Source organism: Isoalcanivorax indicus, assembly GCF_003259185.1.
Classification (GTDB): Bacteria; Pseudomonadota; Gammaproteobacteria; order Pseudomonadales; family Alcanivoracaceae; genus Isoalcanivorax; species Isoalcanivorax indicus.
The window spans coordinates 1,947,388-1,968,928 of the sequence record NZ_QGMP01000001.1 but is presented as its reverse complement, the minus strand read 5'-3'; the positions used below and the strand labels follow the sequence as shown (position 1 = coordinate 1,968,928).

The window sequence follows — 21,541 nt, the reverse complement described above, 5'->3', positions numbered from 1 at the left end:
ACCCCGCCTCACCGCTGGTGGAAGATTCAGCCTTTAGCGGCTATCGAGCTCTCTGGAGGAACAAAACTCGCCGTTGGCTGAGTCCATTCCGAACGGGCTGCACATGACGGCCCTCGGGGGGCGGGCAGGGGTGTTCAGGACTGTCGAGAGGCATGGATGCCGAACGCAAGCCTACAGGGACGTATTTACGGCGTGTCCTGAACACCCCTGCCCGCCCCCCGAGGGCCATGGCCACTGGTCCAGGCAGAATGGAACGCTCTGGAAACGAGAGACAAAAAAATGCCCGCTCGCGTCTCCCTTGATCGCGGGCGGGCATCCATATTGGCGGTGAGCGCCAGGTAAACAGTTTGGGCCACAGCAGCCCATGGGTGCCAGAGTAGGGGCTCACCTGTCGTTGCGGAAGTACAAATCACTGATGCCTCTGATAGCAAACTGCTATCACGTCGGCAGGGCGCGCTCAGCGAGGGTGTCTAGTCGGCCAGCGTGGCGATCGCCGCCAGCGCCTCCGGATCCTGATCCTTGATACGGTTGGCGATGCCGTGCTGGAAGAAATAGCGGAAATCCGTTTTCTTCTGGGCATCGATCAGGCAAGGATCATTGGGCAGCACCGGGGTGCGGGTGATACGGGTTTCATCGGCCACCAGTGCGTGTACCGTGCCATGCCGGTCCAGTTGCCAGCTCACTACCTCCACCAGACTGATGGTGTGAAAGCCGTCGCTGGAAAAGACCGCATGGGTGCCGATGGTGTCGGGGATCTGTTGGGGAATGATGTCGGTGCTGGCTGAGGGCTCGCCGAAGAAGGCGACAGCGGCATCCAGCTCCTGCACCTTGTGTTCCGGGGCCTCAGTAAACAGGTACTCGCTTTCCGGCAGGCGATAACCCATCCAGCGTCCGTTCAGTGGGTCGGCGAGTGCCTCGGCGGGCGCCACCTTCTTGAGCCACGGCACCAGCGCCGTGACGCTGCCGTCATCAAGTCGGGCCCAGGCCAGCACTTTCAACGAGAAGAGTTTGTCCGGGTGGCGGTCGTTGGCGTAAAGGAGTTCTATGCCGTCATATTCCGGCGACAGCCGGAGGATGCGGGGCGAGGTACCGCGCGGTGACTCGTCACGATGCCGGGCGCGGTGATCACACAGGGAGACGATCTTGTTGTCGTGCTGCCCGGTGCCGTGCTGGTGGTGCATGTTGGGCATGGTGCCCTCCTTGCAGTGCGTTTCACCAGTTTCTATCACGTTAGCCGCTTGTGCGTGGCGCCGCAAGGGGCGCCGGTTCAGATCGCGGGTTGGCGCAAGCGATGGCGCAGTCGCCAGCCCAGCAATACTGCGGCGCTGGTCAAGCCGGCGAGCAGGCCGATCCAGAAGCCGGCGGGGCCCATGGCCGGTACCAGCAGATCGGTGCGACCGAGCACAATGCCCACCGGGAGGCCGATGCCCCAGTAGGCGAGCAGGGTGTACAGCATCGGTACGGTGGTGTCTTCGAAGCCGCGCAGTACGCCATTGGCCGTGACCTGAAAGGCATCCGACAGTTGATACAGGGCAGCGTACAACAGCAACCCGGCCGCCATGGCCTGCACGGTGGCATCGTCGGTATAAATGCGCGGTACCTGATGGCGCAGTAGCAGCAACAGGGAGGCCGCGACCAGGGCGCAGGCCAGGGCCACACGCAGGGCCGTATTGGCGGCCAGGCGCACAGCCGCTTCATCGCGGCGGCCGCGTTCGTGTCCCACGCGCACGGTCACCGCAATGGCCACGCTCAGCGGCACCATGAACAGCAGCGAAGCGAAGTTCAGCGCGATCTGGTGGCTGGCCACCACGACGGGGCCGAGGCTGCTGATCAGCAGGGCGATCACGGCAAAGATGCTGACCTCGAAAAAGATCGACAGGCCCACGGGCAGGCCGAGGCGCAACATGTAGCCGAGGGCGCGGGGTTCCAGGCGCAACGGCAGCAGGGCCAGGCGCGCCTGGTGATAGACGCGGTGCCGGGCGACATAGGCGGCCATCATCAGGGCCATGCACCACATCACCAGGGCGGTGGCCCAGCCGCAGCCGACGCCACCGAGCGCGGGGAAGCCGAGCTTGCCGTAAATCAGCACGTAGTTGGCGGGAATATTGATCAGCAGGCCGATGATGCTGATCCACAGCACCGGGCGGGTGTGGTTCATGGCTTCGGTGTAGCTGCGCAGGGCGAGGAACAGGGCCACGCCCGGCATGCCCCAGCTCAGCGCCTTCAGGTAACCGCTGACCATGGGACGCATGCTCTCATCGACATCCATCAGAACCAGCACCGGGGTGACGCTGCGCAACAGCACAAAGCCCCCCACACCCAGGGCCAGGCCCAGCCACAGGGCCTGCTGTGTCAGCGGGCTGATGCGGTGGTAAGCTGCGCCCCCGAGGGTGCGTGACAGGATGGGCGTGGCGCTCATCAGCACGCCGGTCATGAACAGATACAGCGGCACCCAGATGCTGGCGCCCACGGCCACCGCCGCCAGGTCGGTGGGGCTGACCCGACCGGCCATCACGGTGTCGACGAAGCCGTTGGCGGTCTGCGCCAGTTGACCGCCGAGAATCGGCAGGGCAAGACGCAGCAGCAGGCCCAGCTCGGCCCGGTGGGTAGTGGCGCGGGGTAGCACGTCAGGCAGTGTCCTGTGGCAGAGGATCGATAATTCGATGATCGACAAGAACCGGTACAGCGGCCCGGACAGTATAGCGCAACCGGCCGTCGCGGCGCAGGCGCGATTTGATGCCCGGGACCTGGAGCGCCTGTTCGCGCAGACCTTTGCCGACAGCCACGACACGCTGTTGTGTGGTGGCGCCGAAGAGCCGTTTTATCAGCCGGGGCGGCCGCACCGGATTCTGTACACCCGTGATTATTTTCGCAGCGCGCTGCATGAGGTGGCGCACTGGTGTGTGGCCGGCGCGGCACGTCGGCAGTTGCCGGATTACGGTTACTGGTATGCCCCGGATGGCCGCGATGCGGCGCAGCAACGTGCTTTCGAGCAGGTGGAGGTCAAGCCGCAGGCGCTGGAATTGCTGTTCTGTGAAGCCTGCGGGCATCCCTTTGCGGTATCGCTGGACAATCTGGAGGGGGAGACGGGTGATGCCACGGCCTTTGCGACGGCGGTGGCACACCAGGCGCTGCATTATCGTGCGCAGAGGCGTAACCAGCGCTGGGCACGCTGGCTACACACCCTCTCCGGCTTCTATCAACCCGGGAAGAAGTTGAGCGGATAGTCGCCTTTCCAGGTCTCCACGGGCAGGGCACCGAAGTCCATGTTGCGGACCACCAGCAGAATGCGCCGTTCCAACTCTGCATCGTTCAGCTCCGAGGAGCGGATCGACGCATCGCTGACACTGCCATCCGGTGCAATCTCCAGATTCAGTACCACCGTGCCCTGCATGGCGGGGTTCTCCCGCAGCGCCCGCTGATACAGGCTGTTGAAACGGCCCGCATAGCGATTGAAGGTCTGCCGGAGCTGCTCGCTGGTACGGCGACTGGTGCCGTCCGGCCGACGTTCGGTTTCCGAGGCGGCTGCGGCGGAGGCTGCAATGCCGCTTTCCACCTGAGCCACATCACCCCCGGCCAGTTCGCCGCCACCGCCGCCACCGCTGGAGACGCTGCCGGTATTGATGCCCCCGGAGCTGCGTCCCGAACGACTGGTGAGCAGATCACGTTGCACCTCTGTCTGGGTGTCACCCCCGCGGCGCAGATCGCGGGAGGACGACACCGGCGGCGCCAGATCACGCAGACCGGCCAGTGAATCCTCGAACACGCGCACTTCCTGGCGCGCGCGTTCGCGGGCCTGTTCGATACGCTCCGGTGTGGGTTCGGGGCGCGGGCGCTCCGGTTCCGGTTGCGGCACCTCTTCGGGCGGCGCTTCCGGTTCGGCTTCCTCGCGTACCGGTTCGGGCGGGGCAGGGGGTTCCTGCTTCTGCTCGATCACCAGCCGCGCCAGCCGTTCGGGAATCGGGTCGGCGCTGGTGTCCCGGCGTGGCACCTCGGTGCTCTGGATCAGCCAGATCAGGACCACACAGAGCAGCAGCAGGAGCAACAGAATGCCGTACTGCCTGACGCGCTCTCCGGGCAAGGGGTCCCAGGGCAGGGTGCCGTCGAATTGTCTGCTCATTCGTCGTCCTCCCCGTGGGTGCGCAACACGGCGAAGGCAACGCGGCTGTAATCCGTCTGGCTGGCGGTGAACATGATGCGCTGCAACAGCGCGAAGTCCATCAACCGGTCTCCGAGAATCATCAGCTCACGTTCTTCGTCGGCGCCTCCCAGACGGCGGGCGCGCTCGGCGTAGCTGTTGAGCACCTCAGCCAATGCGGGAATGACGCGTTCGTCGCCGGCCATGGCGTCGCTGACGCTCATCACGCGGCGCTCCTGCACCAGAATGTCACGGCTGCTGACTTGCACGGTCAGTACATCGTCGGGCATTTCCTGCGCGATGGAGGTGGGCAGTTGCAGATCCGGGTTGTCCGGCAGCTGCTGCGTGTTGGTCTGATTGACCAGCAGGAAAAACACCAGGATGGTGAAAATATCCATCAGCGCCGTCAGGTTCAGCGGATTGGTTTTCCGGCGTCGACGGTAGTGACGCACCTTGCGGCGGCTGCGTGCCGATTGCTGCTGTTTCATGCGTCACCTCCGGCCGCGCGCTGCGGATCGGGCGGTGCGGCACCGATGCCGATATCCGGGAACAGCTCGCGCTTGATGATCTGGCCATTGAGCCGCACATCACGCAGGCGCACGGTGTCCATGGTATGGATCAGCAACTCGTACGGCGTGTCATCCTCGCACAGCAAGGTGATGTCGGTGACCTCAGCAAAGCGCTCTTTCACCTCCAGCAGATACTGGTGCAAGCCATCGCGGTCATGCTCGCCGTCCTGATTCGGCAGGATCTTCAAAGGGCCGCTTTGACGGTCGACCACTTCATAACGGTCCTGATAGATCAGTACTTCCAGCACGATCGGGCGTTTGTCTTCTGATTCCGAGGGCGCGGCATCATCCGAGGGCAGGTTCAGCTGCAGGATGGCTACCTGGGCAAATACTGCATTGAGCAGCAGGAACGGAATCAGCACTACCATCAGGTTCAGGAAGGCAGTGATGTTCAGTTCCACCTCGGTATCACGTTCTCGTCTGCGAAAGCGCATACCGGGCTCCTCGATTATTCGCCGTCAGCCTTGCGCTGTTCCTGCTGCAAAAGGGCCTGGCGGTATACGTTGATGAACTTCACCGAGGCCATTTCCATGCTGTCGACGATCTTGTTGGTCATCGAGTTGATAAACGCATGGGCCAGCAACAGCGGGATGGCGGTCATCAGACCGAAGGCGGTGGTGTTCATGGCCACGGAAATCGACGCCGACAACAGGTCGGCTTTCTGCGCCGGGTCGGCGTTGGCCACCGCCGTAAACGCGGCGATCAGGCCCAGAATGGTGCCGAGCAGACCCAGCAGGGTGGCGATGTTGGCCAGGGTGCCGACGTAGCCGGTGCGGGTTTCCAGGCGCGGCAATACTTCCATCAGGCCTTCTTCCATGGCCAGTTCAACATCCTCATGACGGCGTGAGGTGCGGGCGCGCTCCAGGCCATATCCGATCACCCGTGCCAGGCCGGTTTCCTGGTCGCGCAGGTTTTCCAGGGCCTGGCGGAACTGCGCCTTGGACAGCATCGGGAATACTTCGCGCCAGGTTTTCTGGTTGCGGAACTTGACGCTCTGCAGGTAGATGACCCGCTCCAGCACGATGGCCAGGCCCACGGCCAGCACCAGCAGGATCGGATACATGAAAGGCCCCCCGTCCTGGATGAAACCGATCACGGTGGCCAGCAGACCCGGATCTGCCACCGGTGTGGCGGCGTCGAGGGTGGACGTTGACATGTGTATCTCCTGTATCAAGGTTTTGTTTGTTATTCGGGCTGATTAATCGGGTTGAACACTGAGCCGTTCGTGGTAATCGATTTCCCTGAGCAGCACATCCTGATCCAGGGGTTCCAGTACGCGGTCCAGCAGGGCCGTGGTCGGGTCCTTGCGTTCAAGCCGCACTTCCCGGTCTTTCCATGGCACCACGTTGAGCACCGTGGGGGCTTCCTGCGTGCCGATGATATTGGTGCCGGTTTCGCCGCGCGGCGTCTCGGCCAGGGCGGGGTGCACCAGGGGCAATGTCGTGAGCAGGGCTATGAGCAAACGGATCGGTGGGCGCATCAGTGTTCCTCCGTGTTCCGGTCAGCCAGGGCGGGCGCGCGCCGTTCCAGGTCGGCAATCCAGTTGGCCACTGTGGGGTCCGGTTGCCGTTGCAGTGCCTGGTACTCGCGAAAATGACCCAGTGCGGCGGGCAGGTCCTGCAGATACAGTTCGGCCAGCACGCCCAGATTGAAATGGGCGCGGGCATAGAGCGGGTCGAGGGTGACGGCGTGCTGATAATGCTGTTTCGCGTCGATGAAGCGACCCTGCTCACGCAAGGCCAGCCCGAGCGCATTGTGGGCATAGGGGTTGCGCGCGTTGGTATCAATCGCTTCACGCAGGCTGCGTTCTGCCGCCGCCCAGTTTTCCTGACGCAGGTGGATCAGACCGATGTTGACCCACGGCCCGGACAGCGCAGGGTAGCGGCTGGTCAGCGACTGGAATACCACCAGGGCGCGCTCCAGCTCGTTGTTGCGCAGATACTGCAAGCCACGGAAATAGTCCTGAGTGGCCGCTTCCGCAATCGGTCGCACCGCCGGGTCATGGGGCACCGGCGGAATATGTTCAGCATCGCTGTCGCTGGCCGCGGCGCCATCGCGCTGCTCGGCATGGCGTGACAACGTGCGGTCGCCACTGGCGCCGTCCAGGCCGATATCCGGGCGGCTGGCACAGCCGCCGAGCAGCAGCAGGAGAAGCGGCATGACGCGCAGCGCTGGTGCGGCCGCCGCGCGCAGGTCAGTAAATGATATCGACATAGGGTTCCACCTGTTCGTATTTCGCATAGCGGCCCGGCAACAACTCGCCCAGCGCCTTGAAGCTGCGTTTTACCCAGTCGTCGTAGATGTCATCCACCACCATGTCGGTGTTGGCGATATACAGGTCAATGGCCTGGTCTTCGTAGGGCAGCGCCTGTTCTTCCAGCAGCAGCTCGTACATTTCCAGCTCCAGCTCGTCGAGCCCGCGTGGCCGTTCGGAATCCATGATGTCGCGGGCCAGCACGCGGTACATTTCGCCAATCTGGAATTGCGCGGCGGTGGCATATTCGGCCACGCCGATGGCCGCCACATCCTCGTACCCCTGCAGTGCCGTGCGCATGGCGCGGGTCTTCTGTTCCAGGCTGCGACGCAGGGGTTGTGTCAGACGGATCTGGCTGAACGTCTCGAAGTCTTTTTCGGCCAGCGAGAAGGCGGCCCAGGCGCCGAGCCAGGCGACCCGGTCACTGGCGTCGTTGCCGGCGTCGGCCAGGGTTTCCACCAGCTTGTTCAGCCAGAATTCGCGGCGCTCTTCATCGCCGGTGCCGGCATACAGTTCGGTCAGCCGGTGCTGGCCTTCGGCGCGCAGATCAATGGGTTCCGGCCAGGCCCAGACGTACTTGCGATACAGGCGAATGCTGCCGTCGGGGTCGTTGGCCTTGTCCTGCAACTGAGCGGCTTGCCACAGGGCCTGCTGCGACAGCTCGGGGTCGCTTTCCTGATGCAGATCGGCAATGCGTTCCAGCTCGCGGGCGGCGGCGCCGAAGTTGCCAATGGCTTCATAGGCCACGGCGAGCTTGTCCGGCACGGTTTCGGCCAGCACGTCGTCGGGATAACGGCGGCGGAAGTCCTCCAGCACGGCAATCGCAGCCTGGTGTTCATCCGCAGCGATGTAGAGGTTGGCCGCATCATATTCCGCGTTGCGCCGAATACTGGCGTCAGGGTAGACCTCTGCCACGCGCAGAAACTGGGTGGCGGCGCCCATGGGGTCGCCCGCATCGCGCAAGGCTTCCGCCTGGCGATAGACGCTGGCAGCAAGGCGCTCACGATAGGTCACGCGATCCTCAGTGCTCAGGCCCGGCAGGGTCAGCAGGGTGCTGTAGGCGTATTCGGCGACGTCGTGGCGGCCCAGGTCGAATTCACCGTTGGCAATGGTGGCCCAGCCATAGCGCAGCAGGGCGTCGTCCGGCGGTGGCGTCAGGTTGACCAGCAGCCCGGCCGTGCGCACCGCGCCCTCCAGGTCGCCGGCAGCCAACTGATCTTCGCTGACACTGCGCAGCACCATGGGCACGCGCTCATGGGTCGGGAAGGTACGCGCAAAGCGCAAGCCGCTGTCGATCTTGTGCCCCAGCAGTTCATCGCGTTGTGCCTGTTGGGCTTCATCAGCGGCGGGGAGCTGGCCGATTCGTGCCTGCCAGGCCACCAGGGCGAAGTAGCCGGCATTGCCGGCGTCGGCATAGGCCTCGTACTCATACGCTGTGCGCTCAAACTGCACGACTGCCTCGGCAAACTGCTCGCCGGCAAACAGGACTTCCGCGTAACGGTGGTTGATGTCCGCCTGATCGGAGCTGGCCGGTGGCGTGTCCAGATACTCGCGGTACCAGCGCGCGGCATGTGGATAGTCGCTGCTCAGGCCGCTTTGCTGCGCCAGCGCATGGTAGTGTCGGGCCAGATCCAGGATATGCCCCTTGAGCTGGTCGATATAATCCGCGCGCTGCGCCGGATTGGCTTGCCAGAAGGGACTGTTCACGCCGTAGCGCATTACGAACTGTTCCTTGGCGGGCAGTACCAGGGCGGGGAAACCACCACGCTGGAACGCCTCGATCTGCCGGGTGGAGAAGTCCGGCGCGCGCGCGTCGCCAGGGTGCACGCTGACAAACATGTCGAAGGTGTCCGCCGCATCGCGGAAACGCTCCTGTTGCAGATAGACCTCGCCCAGGCTCTGGTAAATATCGGCTTCATACTCGCGCGGCGGGTGATCGGCGAACCAGCGCTGCACGCTGGCCGGGCCATCAAGATTGATAAAGGCCAGGCTGATGACGCGACGGGTATCCACGAGCAGTTTCGACTGCATGCTGCCGTCGGTCTGGCTCTGGCGGTCGGCCTGCAAGGTGTCCAGCAGCTGGAAGAAATCCTTCAGCGAGCGCTGGTAGTCACCCAGCCGGTAATGGCTCCAACCCTGCTTGTAGAGAGCCTGCTCGAAGAACTCACTGCGTGGCGAGACGCCGACCACGGCGGCGTAAGCGTCGGCGGCGGTGTCGAACTCATTGTCGGCAAACAGCAACTCGCCCCGGCGGAACTGGGCCTCTGTGACGTATTCGCTGTCGGGGTGTTCGCGCACCAGGGTGTCCAGGGCGCGCAGGGAATTGTCCAGGTCGCCGGCCAGGTCGTAGGCTTTGGCGAGCTGGTACCAGGCATCGGCGCGTTCCTGCGGATCGCGGGTGCTGTCCAGCAGGGCGTGATACAGGCGAATGGCGGTATCGAAACTGGTGTCGAGCGTGGTGCCGTCGAGCTCCGCCGCCATGCCGCTGGCCAGCCCCAGCAGGGCAAAGCGTTCCTCGCGGTCCTGCGTGCGTTCGGCATCGCGCATGAAATTTTCATACAGCATGCTGTCGATGTTGCGGTCGAACGCTTCAGCGGTATCGACCTGCGGCTGCTCGCTCAGGTCCTGTTCTGCGTAACCACGGTCTTCGGCGGCGGACACCGCGAGATCGGCCATGCGCCGCAGTGGCGCAGCGCGCTGTGCCGGATCATGAAACAGTTCGATGGCGCGCCGGTAACTTTCCAGCGCGGCCTCGGGCGAGGCGTTTTCCAGTCTGCCCGTCTCGATGGTGATGTCGGCGTGCTCCAGGTCTGCCAGGGTGGCGCCGCCATAGCGCGGTGCAGGGTCAGCCGGTGTCGAGGTGCAGCCTGCGCTCAGCGTGGCGAGTGCCAGCGCCAGCAGGGTGGGCCGCCACGTTGTGCGTCCTGTGCAGGGGTTCATGGGCGTGCCTCCCCGGTGCCACGCCGACTGTAGGCGGCATCCTGAATACGGGCGATGGCCAGATGGGCCTCGCCGAGTTGTTCACCCAGTCGGGCGCGACGATCGGCGAGCACCCGCAGCGCCTCGTTCTTGAGCTGTTGGCCCAGCTCGGCCAGGGTGTCGTCGGTGTCACGGAGCAGAGCGTCGATGCGTGTCGATTCCGCGCGCAGACGTGCGGGCAGATTGCTGCGCGATGCCTCGCGGTTGTCTGTCAGCAGCTGTGCCAGGGCGGCTGTGCGCAGCCCTTGCACGCGTGTTTCATCGCGCAGCCCGCTGACGCGCTCACTCTGGGCGCGGCGCCGGGGTTCGGCGTCGTTGGCAATTTCCCACAACAGCAGGCCGCGTACCCGTTCGAGCCGCTGTCGCTGGCGGGCATCCATGGGCTGTGCCGTCAAGGCTTCGATCCGCTGCCACATGAACGACTGCGGCAGGTCGGCAACGTCCTGGGGGGCCTGCATATCCAGGCGCGAGGGCATGGCCATGGCGAGCATTTCCGCCTGTTCGCTGAGCTGTTCCTGGCGAGCGCGTAGTGCCTTCAGGCGTTGCTCGGCATTGCCCAGGACACGTTCCTGCTGCCGTTGCCGTTGCAGGGCGGTGTCGATCAGCACGGGCAATTCCCGCTGGTGCCGTTCCAGCAGCTCGCGCAGGCGCACGATCTGCTGGTACTGATGATGCTGTTCGGCAAACCGGTGGCTGGCAAACAGGGCATACAGATAGGGCATTTCTTCGCCGGTGGCTTGCTCGAAACGGGTCAGGCGCGCCATCGGATCGACGTCGCGACGTTGCCCGCCGTTATCGGCCAGCGTGCTCAGCCAGTCGGGCTGGTCCACGTTGCGGATCGCTTGCTCTACCTGATGCAGTGCGCTGCGATAGCGCTCCGCCGCCACGCGGTACCCGGCCAGAGCCTGATTGTCGGCGCCCAGTTCTTCGTAGGCGCGTGGCGCCAGCAGCAGGGCTTCCTGTACGGATTCATGGGCAGGGTGACGGCGCGCCAGGGTCAGCCACAGCGGCAGCGCCGCGCGGGCATCGCCGCGTTCGAAGTTGACCAGCCCCAGCACCATCAGGGCTTCATTGGAAAAAGGGCCATCGGCCCGCACCTGCAGCAGCGCGTTGCGGGCGTCGTCCGGCTGCCCCTCGCGCAGGGCAGTGAGCCCGGCGGTGAGGGCCGCGCGGTCGCGCAGCGCATTGATCTGGCCGTCCTGCGGAGGAAGGCGGATCACCTCCCACAGGGCTCGCATGCCGCGGCTGATGTCGCCGCCGCGCAGTTGCGCCACCGCCATGTTATAGCGCGCATAGGCACCGGCCACGCTGCCCGGGTCCACGGATTCCAGCTGGCGTGCGGCGCCGGTAAAGTCCGCTTCGTTGATCAGGATATTGGCCAGCATCAGCTGGCGTTGCCCGGCCAGTTCCGCTGGCAGGGCCTGCAAGGCCCGGCTCTCCAGCAGCCGCCGTGCCGTGGCATATTCGCCCTGGCGATAATGCAATTGTGCCTTGTGCAGGAAGGTTTCCGCCCGCGTCTGGGCGAGGATGTCCTGGCGCAGCAAGCGGTCGAAGATCGCTTCGGCCTCGCCCGGCAGGCCATAGCTGACATACAACTCGCCCATCAGCAGTTCGGCATAGGTGGTGTCCGGGTTGAACAAGCCGCGCGCCTGGTTCACCACCAGGCTGGACAGGGTGCTGAACTGCCGATCGCTGTAGAAATCGAAGATCGCCTCGCCGAACGCCAGGTAGCGCTGCTCCTCTTTCCCCAGGGCCATGGGCCCGGTGGGCAGATCGTCAAACAGCACCAGCCGTGTAGGGTTGCCCCCCACAACGGGTGCGGACGTCAGGAGACAGGCCAGCAGCGCGGCAAGCCGGGCATTGCGAGCCATGGTCACTGGTCCCATTCGTGGAATTCGAAGCGATGCTGCATGGCGTCGAGGTCATCGACGACGCGCAACTCGATCCACTTGCGTCCTGGTCCTTTCTCGAAAGTGTAGGTGGCGTTGCGCTGGTAGTCCTTGCCGCGCGGGTCGTAGCCGGTAATGGTGGCTTCCAGCACGTTACGGCCGCTTTTCACGTTGCCGTTGAACAGCCGCTGGATGCCGCCCTGGGTCAGGGCCTCGAATTCCTGCTCGGTATAGGAGTGATAGCCGACATGCTGACCATTGAGGGTCAGGTTGACGTCCACCAGCCGGATCGGGGTGCCCACATCCACGGACAGGAACACGGCCGTCTGGGAGCTGGGGTAGAGCAGCTCTTCCTCCAGCAGGGTGATGTCCCGGTTCAGGGCAAGGACTTCCTGGCGCAGGGTTTCGATGCGCTGGGACAGTGGTGTGGCGGCCAGTGCATCGGATGCATAGGCAGAGGACCCCGGAGAGAGCAGGAACATGACCGCCAAGGCCATGAATCCATTACGAATTTTCATTGTTATTGGCCTGATGTTGGATGCTGCCAGTCTTCTTGTTATGGGCATTCTTATTGTTCTGACTCCACCGTCCTCCCCTCGGGGATCAGCGGATGTAGCTATTTGTAACTGAGAAGAAAGGCTTAAATCAAGTTAGCATGTGCTAACGCTTGCGTGCCTTCCGGGTCTCCTGAGGGGTTCCAGGGCCGCTGAAATGCATCGGGGAGAGGTGAGCCGCCTGGTTTGCAAGTTGTGAGCCGTGTCACTTTTTGTATCTCGCTTTGTTCTTACACTCCGCCGCCACTGCAGGATCAGTCTTTCCCGGGGGCATGGGGAAACAGGCAAGGAAGCGTGTACGCAGCATCACCGATGTCGTTGGCATACGGTTTCCTTGTCTCATCATCTCTGCTTTTGAAAAGACACCCGTGACGGTATCAGGTGGTACCGCTGCGTCAGGATTTTGCGGTTTATGGGTGTGATTATAATTCTGAACTTTCATTGGAAATGGAGTCCTTGGGGATGAAAAAGGTTGTCTTGGTATTCGGCGTTATGGTGATGTTTATGCTGGCCGGTTGTGGGGGCGGCGGCAGTAGCGACTCTTCTTTTTCCGGAAGTTTCACGAGCGGTGGTGTGACGTATCACTGCACCTCCCAGTCCGCTTTCACTGACTGTCAGGGCGGCGATTGCAGCGGTTGTTCCTGCCAGTCCGGTTGCCCGGGCGATGCTCCGGTGATCACTGAGCATTGCAGTGTCAGCGGCACCTCAGTCACTGTGACTGACGCAGGATGCATTTTCCAGATGTCCGGCAATGATCAGACCGGGGTTTGTGTGTCCTCTGGCAGCGCGATCAGGCTGTTGACCGGAACGGGGTTTACCGCACCTCAGGTCGTCAGCTCAGGGTCTCAGTTCTCCAATGGCTTGAGTATCAACGGCATAACCCTGAATTGTGAATGACAAGGGTTGGGCGGCCGCGCCATGCACATCATGCATAGACTGTTGCTGGCTTCCTGCATAGTGGCAGCGTTTGGTGCGGGTTACTGGCTTGCTACGGCGAGCCAGTCTGCCTCGCCAGACGTTTCCTGGTTCGCAGATGATGAGCATTTGCGCGATCAGATTCTGGCTTTGCAAGTAGCGCAAGGCGACCAGAGCCCGGAAGAAACGTCGGATTTGTTGGCGGATGTTGAGGGGCTTGCCCCGGATCATCTGCTTGCTCTGGTTCAGCGACTTCCGGACCATGAAATCGACCGGCAATTACGCAGAGTCCTTCGCGACAGTGATCTCAATGATCATATTCATGACCGACGAGCCTTTGCCACCCGATTGGTTGAAGAAGCATTGAAGGAGTTTGATCCCTCCACGCTCCTTTCAGGGCAGGCTTTTATGTCAAGCTCTCGGGAGTTTCCCGGTTTTTCTACGGATGTCTTCGAGGTTGAGCCTCGTCAGACCCTGTTCGCGCATTTTGATACCTATGGCGTCGTGCCCCACGATGGGCAGGTGTTCATTCGCTGGAAGCACCGCGATACCGGTCGGCTGCTCCTGTTCACGCAGAAAAATATCACTGCGGATGCTCACCAGAACTGGGTCAGTTTTAGGCCGGAATCTGCCTGGAAACCGGGGCACTACGACGTCAAGTACTATCAGTTCAATGATCATCTGGCGCCGATTGCGCAAGTGGGTTATGTGATCACGCGTGTGCTGGAGCCGGGTGCTTCTGAATAACGCCCGGATGATGGCTCATCAATGATGGGGGTGAGACAGCCTGAACAATGGTCTGAAGGCAGTCTATACTCGCGAGCATACCCAGCACTGCGGGGTTCCCCTGTGCCTGGAAAATGATGCCGTGCCGGATGATGACGCCACACCATGAAGATCACCGCCGATGAAAACATGCCCGCCCTGGCGCTGTTTGCGCCCCTGGGTGAGGTCACGCGCTGTGCCGGTCGTGGGCTGACGCAGGCCGATCTGCGCGAAGCACAGGTGCTGCTGGTGCGCTCCGTGACCCGGGTGGATGCCGCCTTGCTGGCGAATACGCCCGTGCGCTTTGTCGGTTCTGCCACCATTGGTACCGATCATGTGGACACGGCCTGGTTGGCGCAGGCGGGCATCGGCTTTGCCCATGCGCCGGGCTGCAATGCCATGGCGGTGGCCGAGTACGTATTGCAGGCGGTGCTGGAATGGGCCTGTGAGCAGGGCCGTTCGCTGGATTCGCTGTCGGTGGGCGTGGTCGGTGTCGGCAATGCCGGCGGGCGCGTGGCACGGCTGCTGGCCGCTGCGGGATGCCAGGTGCGGGGTTGCGATCCGCCCCGGGTGGCGGCAGGGGAGCGCATGGACGGCGACGGCCTGGCGCTGGATGAGCCGCTGGACGAGGTGCTGACCTGTGATGTCGTCACGCTGCATGTGCCGCTCACAGAGCAGGGCCCGCATGCCACACGTCATCTGCTGGATGCGGTTGCGCTGGCGCGTCTGGGGCCAGCCCAGCTGCTCATCAACAGCAGCCGTGGGCCGGTGATCGATAACGCTGCGTTGCTGGCCCGATTGGCGTCCGGCGGCCCTTCTGTGGTGCTGGATGTATGGGAAACCGAGCCGCAGGTCCCCGCCGAGCTGTTTGCGCGGGTGCGTCGGGGCAGTCCCCATATCGCCGGATACAGTGTGGAGGGACGCACTCGGGGCTCATTGATGGTCTACCAGGCGCTGTGTGAGCACCTCGGGGTGCCACCTGCGGTGTCCTCGCAGATCGAGCCTGCCCCGATGCGCTGGCAGGCGGGTGTGACCGGGCCTGAGGATGTGCTGGCGCTGTTGCGCCAGCGCTGGGATATGCGTGATACCCATGCCGCGCTGGCGGCGGTGCTGGCGGAGGACGACCCGGAAGGCAAGGCAGCAGGCTTCGATCGCTTGCGCAGGCAGTTTCCGGTGCGGCACGAACTGGCAGGGGTGACGGTGGAGGGTCTGGTGGCGCCGCGCTGGCAGCCGCTACTGGCCGCGCTGGGCGTGACAATCCGCCGTGCACCGGAATCTGACACGTAAACCGGGCACATAAAAAAGCCCGGTGTCAGGGGTATACACCGGGCGTTCGGACCTTACTGCTACAGGGTACTGATTACTGCGGACAGGGACGGCGTGCAGGCGCCGACGCTATCAGCCCGCGCGGTGGTGTGCCGCGTGGGACGGTGCAGGATAATGCCAGACATGTTCGAGGCGCTCGCAGGCCTGCTGTATCATGTCTTCCGTGATCGGGATTTCGCGCCCCTGGGCATCAATGAGGGCCGCACCGTGGAAATCCGGCTTCTGCTTTACGGCGTACAGTTTCGCGGTTTTCTGGCTCATGGAGCACCTTTAATGGGGGCTGATGATGTTGAAGGCTGCAGCCCGTGGGGCTTGCCGACAGGATTACCCTAACGCCGGTCTCCTGCTGCCTCCAAGTGAAGTATTGTTTCGAGATATGACACCCGTATGAATTCTCAGGAAAATCCGCTGGTTATCGGTCTTCTGGTCAACCCCTGCGCCGGGCTGGGCGGTGCCGTGGCGCTCAAGGGCAGCGACGGCGCGCAGGTGGTGCAGGAGGCGCTGGCGCGGGGGGCGGTGCCGCAGGCCGGGCCACGCACACAGCGGGCGCTGGCGTTGCTGGCCGAGGCGCAGGTGCCGGTGCGGCTGCGGGTCTGGGGGGGCGATATGGGCGCCCGGTGGGCGGATGCCGCAGGACTGTCCGCGGAGGTCGTTGGCCAGCCGGGCGCGGGCATGACCTCCGCCGGGGATACACGGGCCGCCGCCGCTGCCCTGCTGGCGGCGGGCATAGACGTGCTGCTGTTTGCCGGCGGCGATGGTACGGCGCGGGATGTGCTGGACAGTGTCGGCGCGGCGGTGCCGGTGCTGGGTATTCCGGCGGGCTGCAAGATGCATTCAGCGGTTTACGCGGTGAACCCGGAAGCGGCGGGGCGCCTGCTGGTGGCGCTGGCCCGGGGCGAGATGGTGAATGTCACCGAGGGCGAGGTGCGCGATATCGACGAGGAGGCCTTCCGTGCCGGGCAGGTGCGGGCACGTTACTACGGCAGCCTGACCGTGCCCGCGGATGCGCAACTGCTGCAGCAGGTGAAGTGCGGGGCGCCGGAGCAGGAGGACTTGCAGGTGACGGAAGCCTGCGCCTGGCTGGTAGAGCGTCTGGCGCCTGGGGTGACGTATCTGATGGGCTCAGGCTCGACCGTAGCCGAGCTGATGGCCCAGTTGGGTCTGCCGAATACCCTGCTGGGGGTGGATCTGGTGCGCGATGGCGCCCTGCTGGCCAGCGACGTCACGGCCGACCAGATTCTGGCGCAACTGGGTGACGGGCCTGCGCGGGCGGTGCTGACGGTGATCGGGGGGCAGGGCCATCTGTTCGGGCGGGGGAACCAGCAGCTCAGCCCGGCAGTGATTCGCCGTGTGGGCCGCGACAACCTGCATGTGCTGGCGACGCGCAGCAAGCTCGCGTCGCTGGGCGGGCGGCCCTTGCTGGTGGATACCGGCGATGCGGCGCTGGACCGGGCCCTGTGTGGCCTGCTGCCGGTCATCGCTGGCTACGAAGACGAAGTGCTTTACCGTGTCGCCACGGATGCCGGTACGCCGTAGCGCAGCCTGCATGGTGGCACCAACAAAAAAGCCCGGTGGTGTACCGGGCTTTTTGTTGATGACGGGTGGAATCAGCCGTGGCGATTTTCGCGCAGGGCGGCGATCCGGTCGTCCAGCGGCGGGTGCGAGGCGAACATGGCTTTCATGCCCTTGCGCACGCCCATGTTGATACCGAAGGCGGTCATGGATTCCGGCATCTGGTTCGGTACGCCGGATTCGGCTTTCAGGTGCTCCAGAGCCGAAATCATGCCCTGGCGGTTGGCCAGCTGCGCACCCGCGGCATCGGCGCGGTATTCACGGAAGCGGGAGAACCACATGACGATGGCGGACGCGAGAATGCCCAGCATGATCTGCGCCACGATGGACGTGATGTAGTAACCCGGGCCATAACCCCGCTCGGTCTTGAACACCACCCGGTCGACGACATGACCGATGATGCGGGAGAAGAAGATCACGAAGGTGTTCACCACGCCCTGAACCAGCGCCAGCGTGACCATATCCCCGTTGGCCACGTGGCCGATTTCGTGGGCCATGACCGCGCGGACTTCGTCCGGCGAGAAGCGCTGGAGCATGCCCTCGGAGACGGCGACCAGGGCCTTGTTGCGGTTCCAGCCGGTGGCGAAGGCGTTCGCCTGCTGGGCCGGGAAGATGCCCACTTCCGGCATCTGGATGCCGGCTTTGGTGGACAGCTCGCGCACGGTGGCCACCAGCCACTGCTCGCCAGGGGTGCGCGGCTGGTCGATGATCCGCACGCGGGCGGCGCGCTTGGCCATCCACTTGGACATGAGCAGCGAGATGAGGGAGCCGGAGATACCGAACACGGCACTGAAGATCAGCAGGGCCTGCAGATCCAGGTCCACGCCGTTGGACTGCAGCGTGGAATCCACGCCCAGCAGGCTCAGAACAATACCCGCCACTACCAGTACCGCAAGGTTAGTCAGCAGAAAGAGGCCGATTCGCATCATTGTTGTGCAATCTCCAGTCGAGTTATGCGTTGCCCCTCAATATTGTGGGGTTTTGCCTGGTTTTCAAGTGATATCGGTCTGACAACCGCCGGATGGAAATTGCTCCACAGCGGCGGGGCTGATGACGGCGTCCGGCCGACGTGACAGAAAGAAGCGCATGATGGTGCTGATGTCATCAGAGGTACCGGCCCGCAGGGCGGTGCGGATCTGCTCCACCAGGGTGCGCCGCTCGGCCAGCAGGGAACGCGGCAGTTCCGGTTGCAGGGGGGCCAGCTGTACGTCGCTGGCCGCACTCAGCAGCACGAACGCCTTGTTGGTCAGCACCGCCTGATCGATACCGTCCTGATAGATCAGGTTGGCGTAACGCAGGAAGCCTTCATCGGCCAGCCACAGCATGGTGCCCAGGCAGGCCATATAGCGTCGTGAATGCAGGCCGACCTCGTCGGGTTCATCGGGCCCGGAGATGTCCTCCACGTACACCGCCTGTGGGCGGGGAAAGCCGTTGTACAGGTGCATCAGGATGCGGGCCGCATCGCGGCAGAAGTCGTCGATGTGAAGGTCCGCCATTATTTTCTGAGTCGTTCCAGGTAGTTGCCGATACGCTGGATGGATTCTGTCAGGTCATCCACGTTCGGCAGGAAGACGATGCGGAAGTGATCCGGCTTCGGCCAGTTGAAGGCCGTGCCCTGGACAACCAGGACCTTCTCCTGGCGCAGCAGGTCCAGGGCAAAGGCTTCATCATCCTCGATCGGGTAGAGGTTCGGGTCCAGGCGCGGGAACAGGTACAGCGCCGAACGGGGCGTCACGCAGGACACGCCGGGGATGTCGTTGAGCAGGGACACGGCCAGATCACGCTGCTTGCCCAGGCGCCCGGTGGGCAACACCAGATCGTTGATGCTCTGGTAGCCGCCCAGGGCGGTCTGGATGGCATGCTGGGCCGGTACGTTGGCGCACAGGCGCATGGAGGCCAGCATTTCCAGGCCTTCAATAAAGTCTGCCGCACGGTGTTTGGTGCCGGAGATGATCATCCAGCCCGCCCGGAAGCCCGCCACGCGGTAGCTTTTTGACAGGCCGTTGAAGGTCACGCACAGCAGGTCATCGGCCATGGCCGCAATGGAGGTGTGCTGCTCGCCGTCGTACAGGATCTTGTCGTAGATCTCGTCGGCAAACACGATCAGGTTATGCTGCCGGGCCAGCTCCAGCAGTTCTTCAAGAAACGCCGGGCTGTAGTTGGCGCCGGTGGGGTTGTTCGGGTTGATGATCACCAGCGCCCGGGTGCGGTGGTTGATCTTGGCGCGGATGTCATCCAGTGCCGGTTGCCAGTCCTGCTGTTCGTCGCACAGGTAATGCACCGGGGTGCCGCCGGACAGGCGCACGGCGGCGGTCCAGAGCGGGTAGTCCGGTGCCGGAATCAGGATCTCGTCACCGTTGTTGACCAGCGCCTGCATGGCCATGACGATCAGTTCAGAGACGCCGTTGCCGAGGATGATGTCATCAATGGTGACACCGTCGATGCCCTTTTCCTGGCAGTAGTGCATCACCGCCTTGCGTGCCGGGAACAGCCCCTTGGAATGGCAGTAGCCGGTGGAGTCTGCCAGATTGTGAATCACGTCCTGCAGAATCTCGTCCGGCGCGCCAAAACCGAACGGCGCCGGGTTGCCGATATTCAGCTTGATGATCCGGTGGCCGTCTTCTTCCATGCGGTTGGCTTCACGCATCACCGGGCCGCGGATGTCGTAACATACACCCTTGAGCTTTTCGGACTTGAGAATCAGGGATTGATCCGCACTCATGAATATCAGACTGGTCAGGAAAGGGAGCGAGCATTCTACAATGCCGCTTCCTGCGCTGTATATGAAGGCAGGAGAGATGATCATGGCAGATGACAAGGTAAGGCGCTCCGACGACGAATGGCGTGCCACGCTTGATCCAGAGACTTTCCGCATTACCCGTCAGCACGGCACCGAACGCGCCTTCACCGGACGCTATTGGGACACCAAGACACCGGGCACCTATCGCTGTGCCTGTTGCGGCACGCCCTTGTTCGGGTCGTCCACCAAGTATGACTCCGGCAGTGGCTGGCCAAGCTTCTGGCAACCGCTGGACCCGGCGGTGATCCGTGAGCAGCGGGATACCAGCCTGGGGATGATCCGCGTTGAGGCGCTGTGCGCCCGCTGCGACGCGCATCTGGGGCATGTGTTCGAGGATGGCCCGGCGCCCACGGGGCTGCGCTATTGCATCAACTCGGCTTCGCTGGAGCTGGACCCTGAATGAAATCCTTTGCTGACATTCATGCCCTGGCCTGCCAGCGCCACGGCGGCGAGGCGGCGGTGCGTGCCGCCATGCCCAAGGTCCTGACGCCAGCGGCGCTGGCGCGCAAGCCGGATGCCTTCTATCTGTCCAACATGATGCGGCGCATCTTCCGCGCCGGGTTGTCGCACCGGCTGGTGGACAATAAATGGCCGGCCTTTGAAGACGCCTTCTTCGGCTTCGACCCGGAAAAGCTGGTGCTGATGCCCGACGACATGCTGGACGCGCGCATGCAGGACACCCGCCTGATCCGCCATTACGGCAAGATGCGTGCGATCCGCCACAATGCCCAGCTGGTGCTGGATGTGGCCCGCGAACATGGCAGCTTCGGGCGCTTTATCGGCCAGTGGCCGGATGATCGCCTGGTGGAGCTGTGGCGTGACCTCAGCCGCCGGGGCAAACAGCTGGGGGGCAGTTCGGCCCCGGCCTTCCTGCGCATGGTGGGCCGTGATACCTGGTACCCCACCGGCGATGTGCTGGCCGGTCTGATTGCCAATGGCGTGGTGGACCGGGCGCTGGCCAGCCAGCGTGACCGGCGTGCGGCCCAGGCGGCCTTCAACACCTGGCAGGCGGAATCCGGGCTGCCCCAGGCCCATATCAGCCGTACCCTCTCCATGACCGTGGGCTGATACGGCCATTGGTCTTGCCCCGGCCATGATGCTAGGATTGCCGCCCCGCCTCACTGTATTGCCCGCATCGCCGCCCCTCTGGCCGGTGACGGGGCCGGTATTTCTGCTGGCGGGACACTGCCCGGGGGCCGCGCGCCGCCCTGGCGTAAGCCGGCCGGTGCCGCCTGAATGGCGCCGGAACCAAGGTGGAGAAGGATGATGCAACAGCCCCCCGTGGCGGTGGTGATGGGGTCCCGTTCCGACTGGCCCACCATGCGCGAGGCCTGCGAAGTGCTGGATCTGTTCGGTATCGACTGGCAGGCGGAGGTGGTGTCTGCGCACCGCACGCCCGAGCGCCTGTTCGAATTCAGCAAGGCCGCGCACACCCGGGGTGTTCAGGTGATCATCGCCGGTGCCGGTGGCGCCGCCCATCTGCCGGGCATGATTGCTTCCATGACGCCACTGCCGGTGCTGGGTGTGCCGGTGCAGAGCAAGGCACTGTCTGGCCTGGACAGCCTGCTGTCCATCGTGCAGATGCCCCGTGGCGTGGCCGTGGGCACCCTGGCGATCGGCGCTGCAGGCGCCTATAACGCAGGCCTGCTGGCGGTGCAGATTCTGGCGTCCCATGATCCGGCGCTGCTGCAGAAACTGGCGGACTGGAAGGCCGAGCGTGCCGATGAAGTGCGCCAGACCGCCATCATCGACCGTTCCGAACTGGACTCCGGGAAGTAAG

General features: G+C 63.7%; 23 protein-coding genes. 8 read left to right on the top strand and 15 right to left on the bottom strand.

From position 1 onward, the window contains the following. Positions 1 to 470: 470 nt before the first annotated feature. Both DKW65_RS08960 and DKW65_RS08955 read right to left on the bottom strand, forming a co-directional pair. On the bottom strand, positions 471 to 1,190 hold the full coding sequence (locus tag DKW65_RS08960; protein ID WP_111656924.1) for a hypothetical protein: 720 nt from the start codon (positions 1,188 to 1,190) through the stop codon (positions 471 to 473). A gap of 77 nt (positions 1,191 to 1,267) precedes the next feature. Then, a complete protein-coding gene (locus DKW65_RS08955) occupies positions 1,268 to 2,626 on the bottom strand; it encodes an MATE family efflux transporter (RefSeq protein ID WP_111656923.1) in 1,359 nt (452 codons plus the stop codon). A gap of 37 nt (positions 2,627 to 2,663) precedes the next feature. On the opposite strand from DKW65_RS08955, the gene DKW65_RS08950 reads away from it, so the two are divergent. After that, entirely contained in the window at positions 2,664 to 3,227 is a 564-nt protein-coding gene (locus tag DKW65_RS08950; RefSeq protein WP_111656922.1) for an elongation factor P hydroxylase, read from the top strand. Here the strand turns inward: DKW65_RS08950 and DKW65_RS08945 are convergent. Genes DKW65_RS08945 through DKW65_RS08905 form a run of 9 tightly spaced genes read right to left on the bottom strand, consistent with a single transcriptional unit; the run spans position 3,200 to position 12,347 of the window. Continuing rightward, the gene (locus DKW65_RS08945; protein WP_111656921.1) at positions 3,200 to 4,120 is read right to left on the bottom strand and encodes a TonB family protein; all 921 of its coding nucleotides are present in this window, start codon (positions 4,118 to 4,120) and stop codon (positions 3,200 to 3,202) included. The two genes, DKW65_RS08950 and DKW65_RS08945, sit on opposite strands and share 28 nt — an antisense overlap. Continuing rightward, a complete protein-coding gene (locus DKW65_RS08940) occupies positions 4,117 to 4,626 on the bottom strand; it encodes an ExbD/TolR family protein (RefSeq protein WP_111656920.1) in 510 nt (169 codons plus the stop codon). The genes DKW65_RS08945 and DKW65_RS08940 overlap by 4 nt, the downstream gene beginning before the upstream one ends. Further along, the gene (locus tag DKW65_RS08935; RefSeq protein ID WP_111656919.1) at positions 4,623 to 5,141 is read right to left on the bottom strand and encodes an ExbD/TolR family protein; all 519 of its coding nucleotides are present in this window, start codon (positions 5,139 to 5,141) and stop codon (positions 4,623 to 4,625) included. The genes DKW65_RS08940 and DKW65_RS08935 overlap by 4 nt, the downstream gene beginning before the upstream one ends. 14 nt (positions 5,142 to 5,155) lie before the next feature. Beyond that, entirely contained in the window at positions 5,156 to 5,863 is a 708-nt protein-coding gene (locus tag DKW65_RS08930) for a MotA/TolQ/ExbB proton channel family protein (protein WP_111656918.1), read from the bottom strand. A gap of 42 nt (positions 5,864 to 5,905) precedes the next feature. Beyond that, a complete protein-coding gene (locus DKW65_RS08925; protein WP_245932446.1) occupies positions 5,906 to 6,187 on the bottom strand; it encodes a hypothetical protein in 282 nt (93 codons plus the stop codon). Continuing rightward, on the bottom strand, positions 6,187 to 6,921 hold the full coding sequence (locus DKW65_RS08920; protein ID WP_245932445.1) for a tetratricopeptide repeat protein: 735 nt from the start codon (positions 6,919 to 6,921) through the stop codon (positions 6,187 to 6,189). Before DKW65_RS08920 ends, DKW65_RS08925 begins: the two co-directional genes overlap by 1 nt. After that, a complete protein-coding gene (locus tag DKW65_RS08915) occupies positions 6,902 to 9,901 on the bottom strand; it encodes a tetratricopeptide repeat protein (RefSeq protein WP_111656917.1) in 3,000 nt (999 codons plus the stop codon). The genes DKW65_RS08920 and DKW65_RS08915 overlap by 20 nt, the downstream gene beginning before the upstream one ends. Continuing rightward, positions 9,898 to 11,811, bottom strand: coding sequence for a tetratricopeptide repeat protein (locus tag DKW65_RS08910; protein WP_162925784.1), 1,914 nt, complete (start codon positions 11,809 to 11,811; stop codon positions 9,898 to 9,900). The genes DKW65_RS08915 and DKW65_RS08910 overlap by 4 nt, the downstream gene beginning before the upstream one ends. A gap of 2 nt (positions 11,812 to 11,813) precedes the next feature. Further along, positions 11,814 to 12,347 (bottom strand): hypothetical protein, encoded by a 534-nt coding sequence (locus DKW65_RS08905; protein ID WP_245932444.1) that lies wholly within the window; start codon positions 12,345 to 12,347, stop codon positions 11,814 to 11,816. A gap of 498 nt (positions 12,348 to 12,845) precedes the next feature. Between DKW65_RS08905 and DKW65_RS15890 the strand changes: the two genes are divergently transcribed. The 3 genes from DKW65_RS15890 (at position 12,846) to DKW65_RS08895 (ending at position 15,350) form a co-directional block, all read left to right on the top strand. Continuing rightward, entirely contained in the window at positions 12,846 to 13,280 is a 435-nt protein-coding gene (locus DKW65_RS15890) for a hypothetical protein (RefSeq protein ID WP_162925783.1), read from the top strand. 21 nt (positions 13,281 to 13,301) lie between these two features. After that, entirely contained in the window at positions 13,302 to 14,045 is a 744-nt protein-coding gene (locus tag DKW65_RS15885) for a hypothetical protein (protein WP_162925782.1), read from the top strand. Between the two features lie 144 nt (positions 14,046 to 14,189). After that, complete coding sequence (locus DKW65_RS08895; RefSeq protein ID WP_111656914.1) at positions 14,190 to 15,350, top strand: 4-phosphoerythronate dehydrogenase; 1,161 nt, start codon at positions 14,190 to 14,192, stop codon at positions 15,348 to 15,350. A 111-nt stretch (positions 15,351 to 15,461) separates the two neighbouring features. Here the strand turns inward: DKW65_RS08895 and DKW65_RS08890 are convergent, their stop codons facing one another. After that, positions 15,462 to 15,650, bottom strand: a complete 189-nt coding sequence (locus DKW65_RS08890; RefSeq protein ID WP_111656913.1) for a PA1571 family protein — start codon at positions 15,648 to 15,650, stop codon at positions 15,462 to 15,464. Between the two features lie 126 nt (positions 15,651 to 15,776). Here DKW65_RS08890 and DKW65_RS08885 point away from each other — a divergent pair, with 126 nt between their 5' ends. Further along, on the top strand, positions 15,777 to 16,925 hold the full coding sequence (locus DKW65_RS08885) for an ATP-NAD kinase family protein (protein WP_111656912.1): 1,149 nt from the start codon (positions 15,777 to 15,779) through the stop codon (positions 16,923 to 16,925). Between the two features lie 71 nt (positions 16,926 to 16,996). On the opposite strand, the gene htpX is transcribed toward DKW65_RS08885, so the two are convergent. The 3 genes from htpX to DKW65_RS08870 all read right to left on the bottom strand — a co-directional run bounded on the left by htpX (position 16,997) and on the right by DKW65_RS08870 (position 19,683). Next, entirely contained in the window at positions 16,997 to 17,890 is an 894-nt protein-coding gene (htpX, locus tag DKW65_RS08880) for a protease HtpX (RefSeq protein WP_111656911.1), read from the bottom strand. Between the two features lie 63 nt (positions 17,891 to 17,953). Continuing rightward, positions 17,954 to 18,457, bottom strand: a complete 504-nt coding sequence (locus DKW65_RS08875; RefSeq protein ID WP_111656910.1) for a hypothetical protein — start codon at positions 18,455 to 18,457, stop codon at positions 17,954 to 17,956. After that, positions 18,457 to 19,683 (bottom strand): pyridoxal phosphate-dependent aminotransferase, encoded by a 1,227-nt coding sequence (locus tag DKW65_RS08870; protein ID WP_111656909.1) that lies wholly within the window; start codon positions 19,681 to 19,683, stop codon positions 18,457 to 18,459. Before DKW65_RS08870 ends, DKW65_RS08875 begins: the two co-directional genes overlap by 1 nt. Positions 19,684 to 19,765: 82 nt before the next feature. Here DKW65_RS08870 and msrB point away from each other — a divergent pair, with 82 nt between their 5' ends. The 3 genes from msrB (at position 19,766) to purE (ending at position 21,540) form a co-directional block, all read left to right on the top strand. After that, complete coding sequence (gene msrB, locus DKW65_RS08865; RefSeq protein WP_111657590.1) at positions 19,766 to 20,164, top strand: peptide-methionine (R)-S-oxide reductase MsrB; 399 nt, start codon at positions 19,766 to 19,768, stop codon at positions 20,162 to 20,164. Next, the gene (locus DKW65_RS08860) at positions 20,161 to 20,829 is read left to right on the top strand and encodes a DNA-3-methyladenine glycosylase I (RefSeq protein WP_111656908.1); all 669 of its coding nucleotides are present in this window, start codon (positions 20,161 to 20,163) and stop codon (positions 20,827 to 20,829) included. Before msrB ends, DKW65_RS08860 begins: the two co-directional genes overlap by 4 nt. A 198-nt stretch (positions 20,830 to 21,027) precedes the next feature. Continuing rightward, entirely contained in the window at positions 21,028 to 21,540 is a 513-nt protein-coding gene (gene purE, locus DKW65_RS08855; protein ID WP_211315797.1) for a 5-(carboxyamino)imidazole ribonucleotide mutase, read from the top strand. Position 21,541 lies beyond the last annotated feature (1 nt).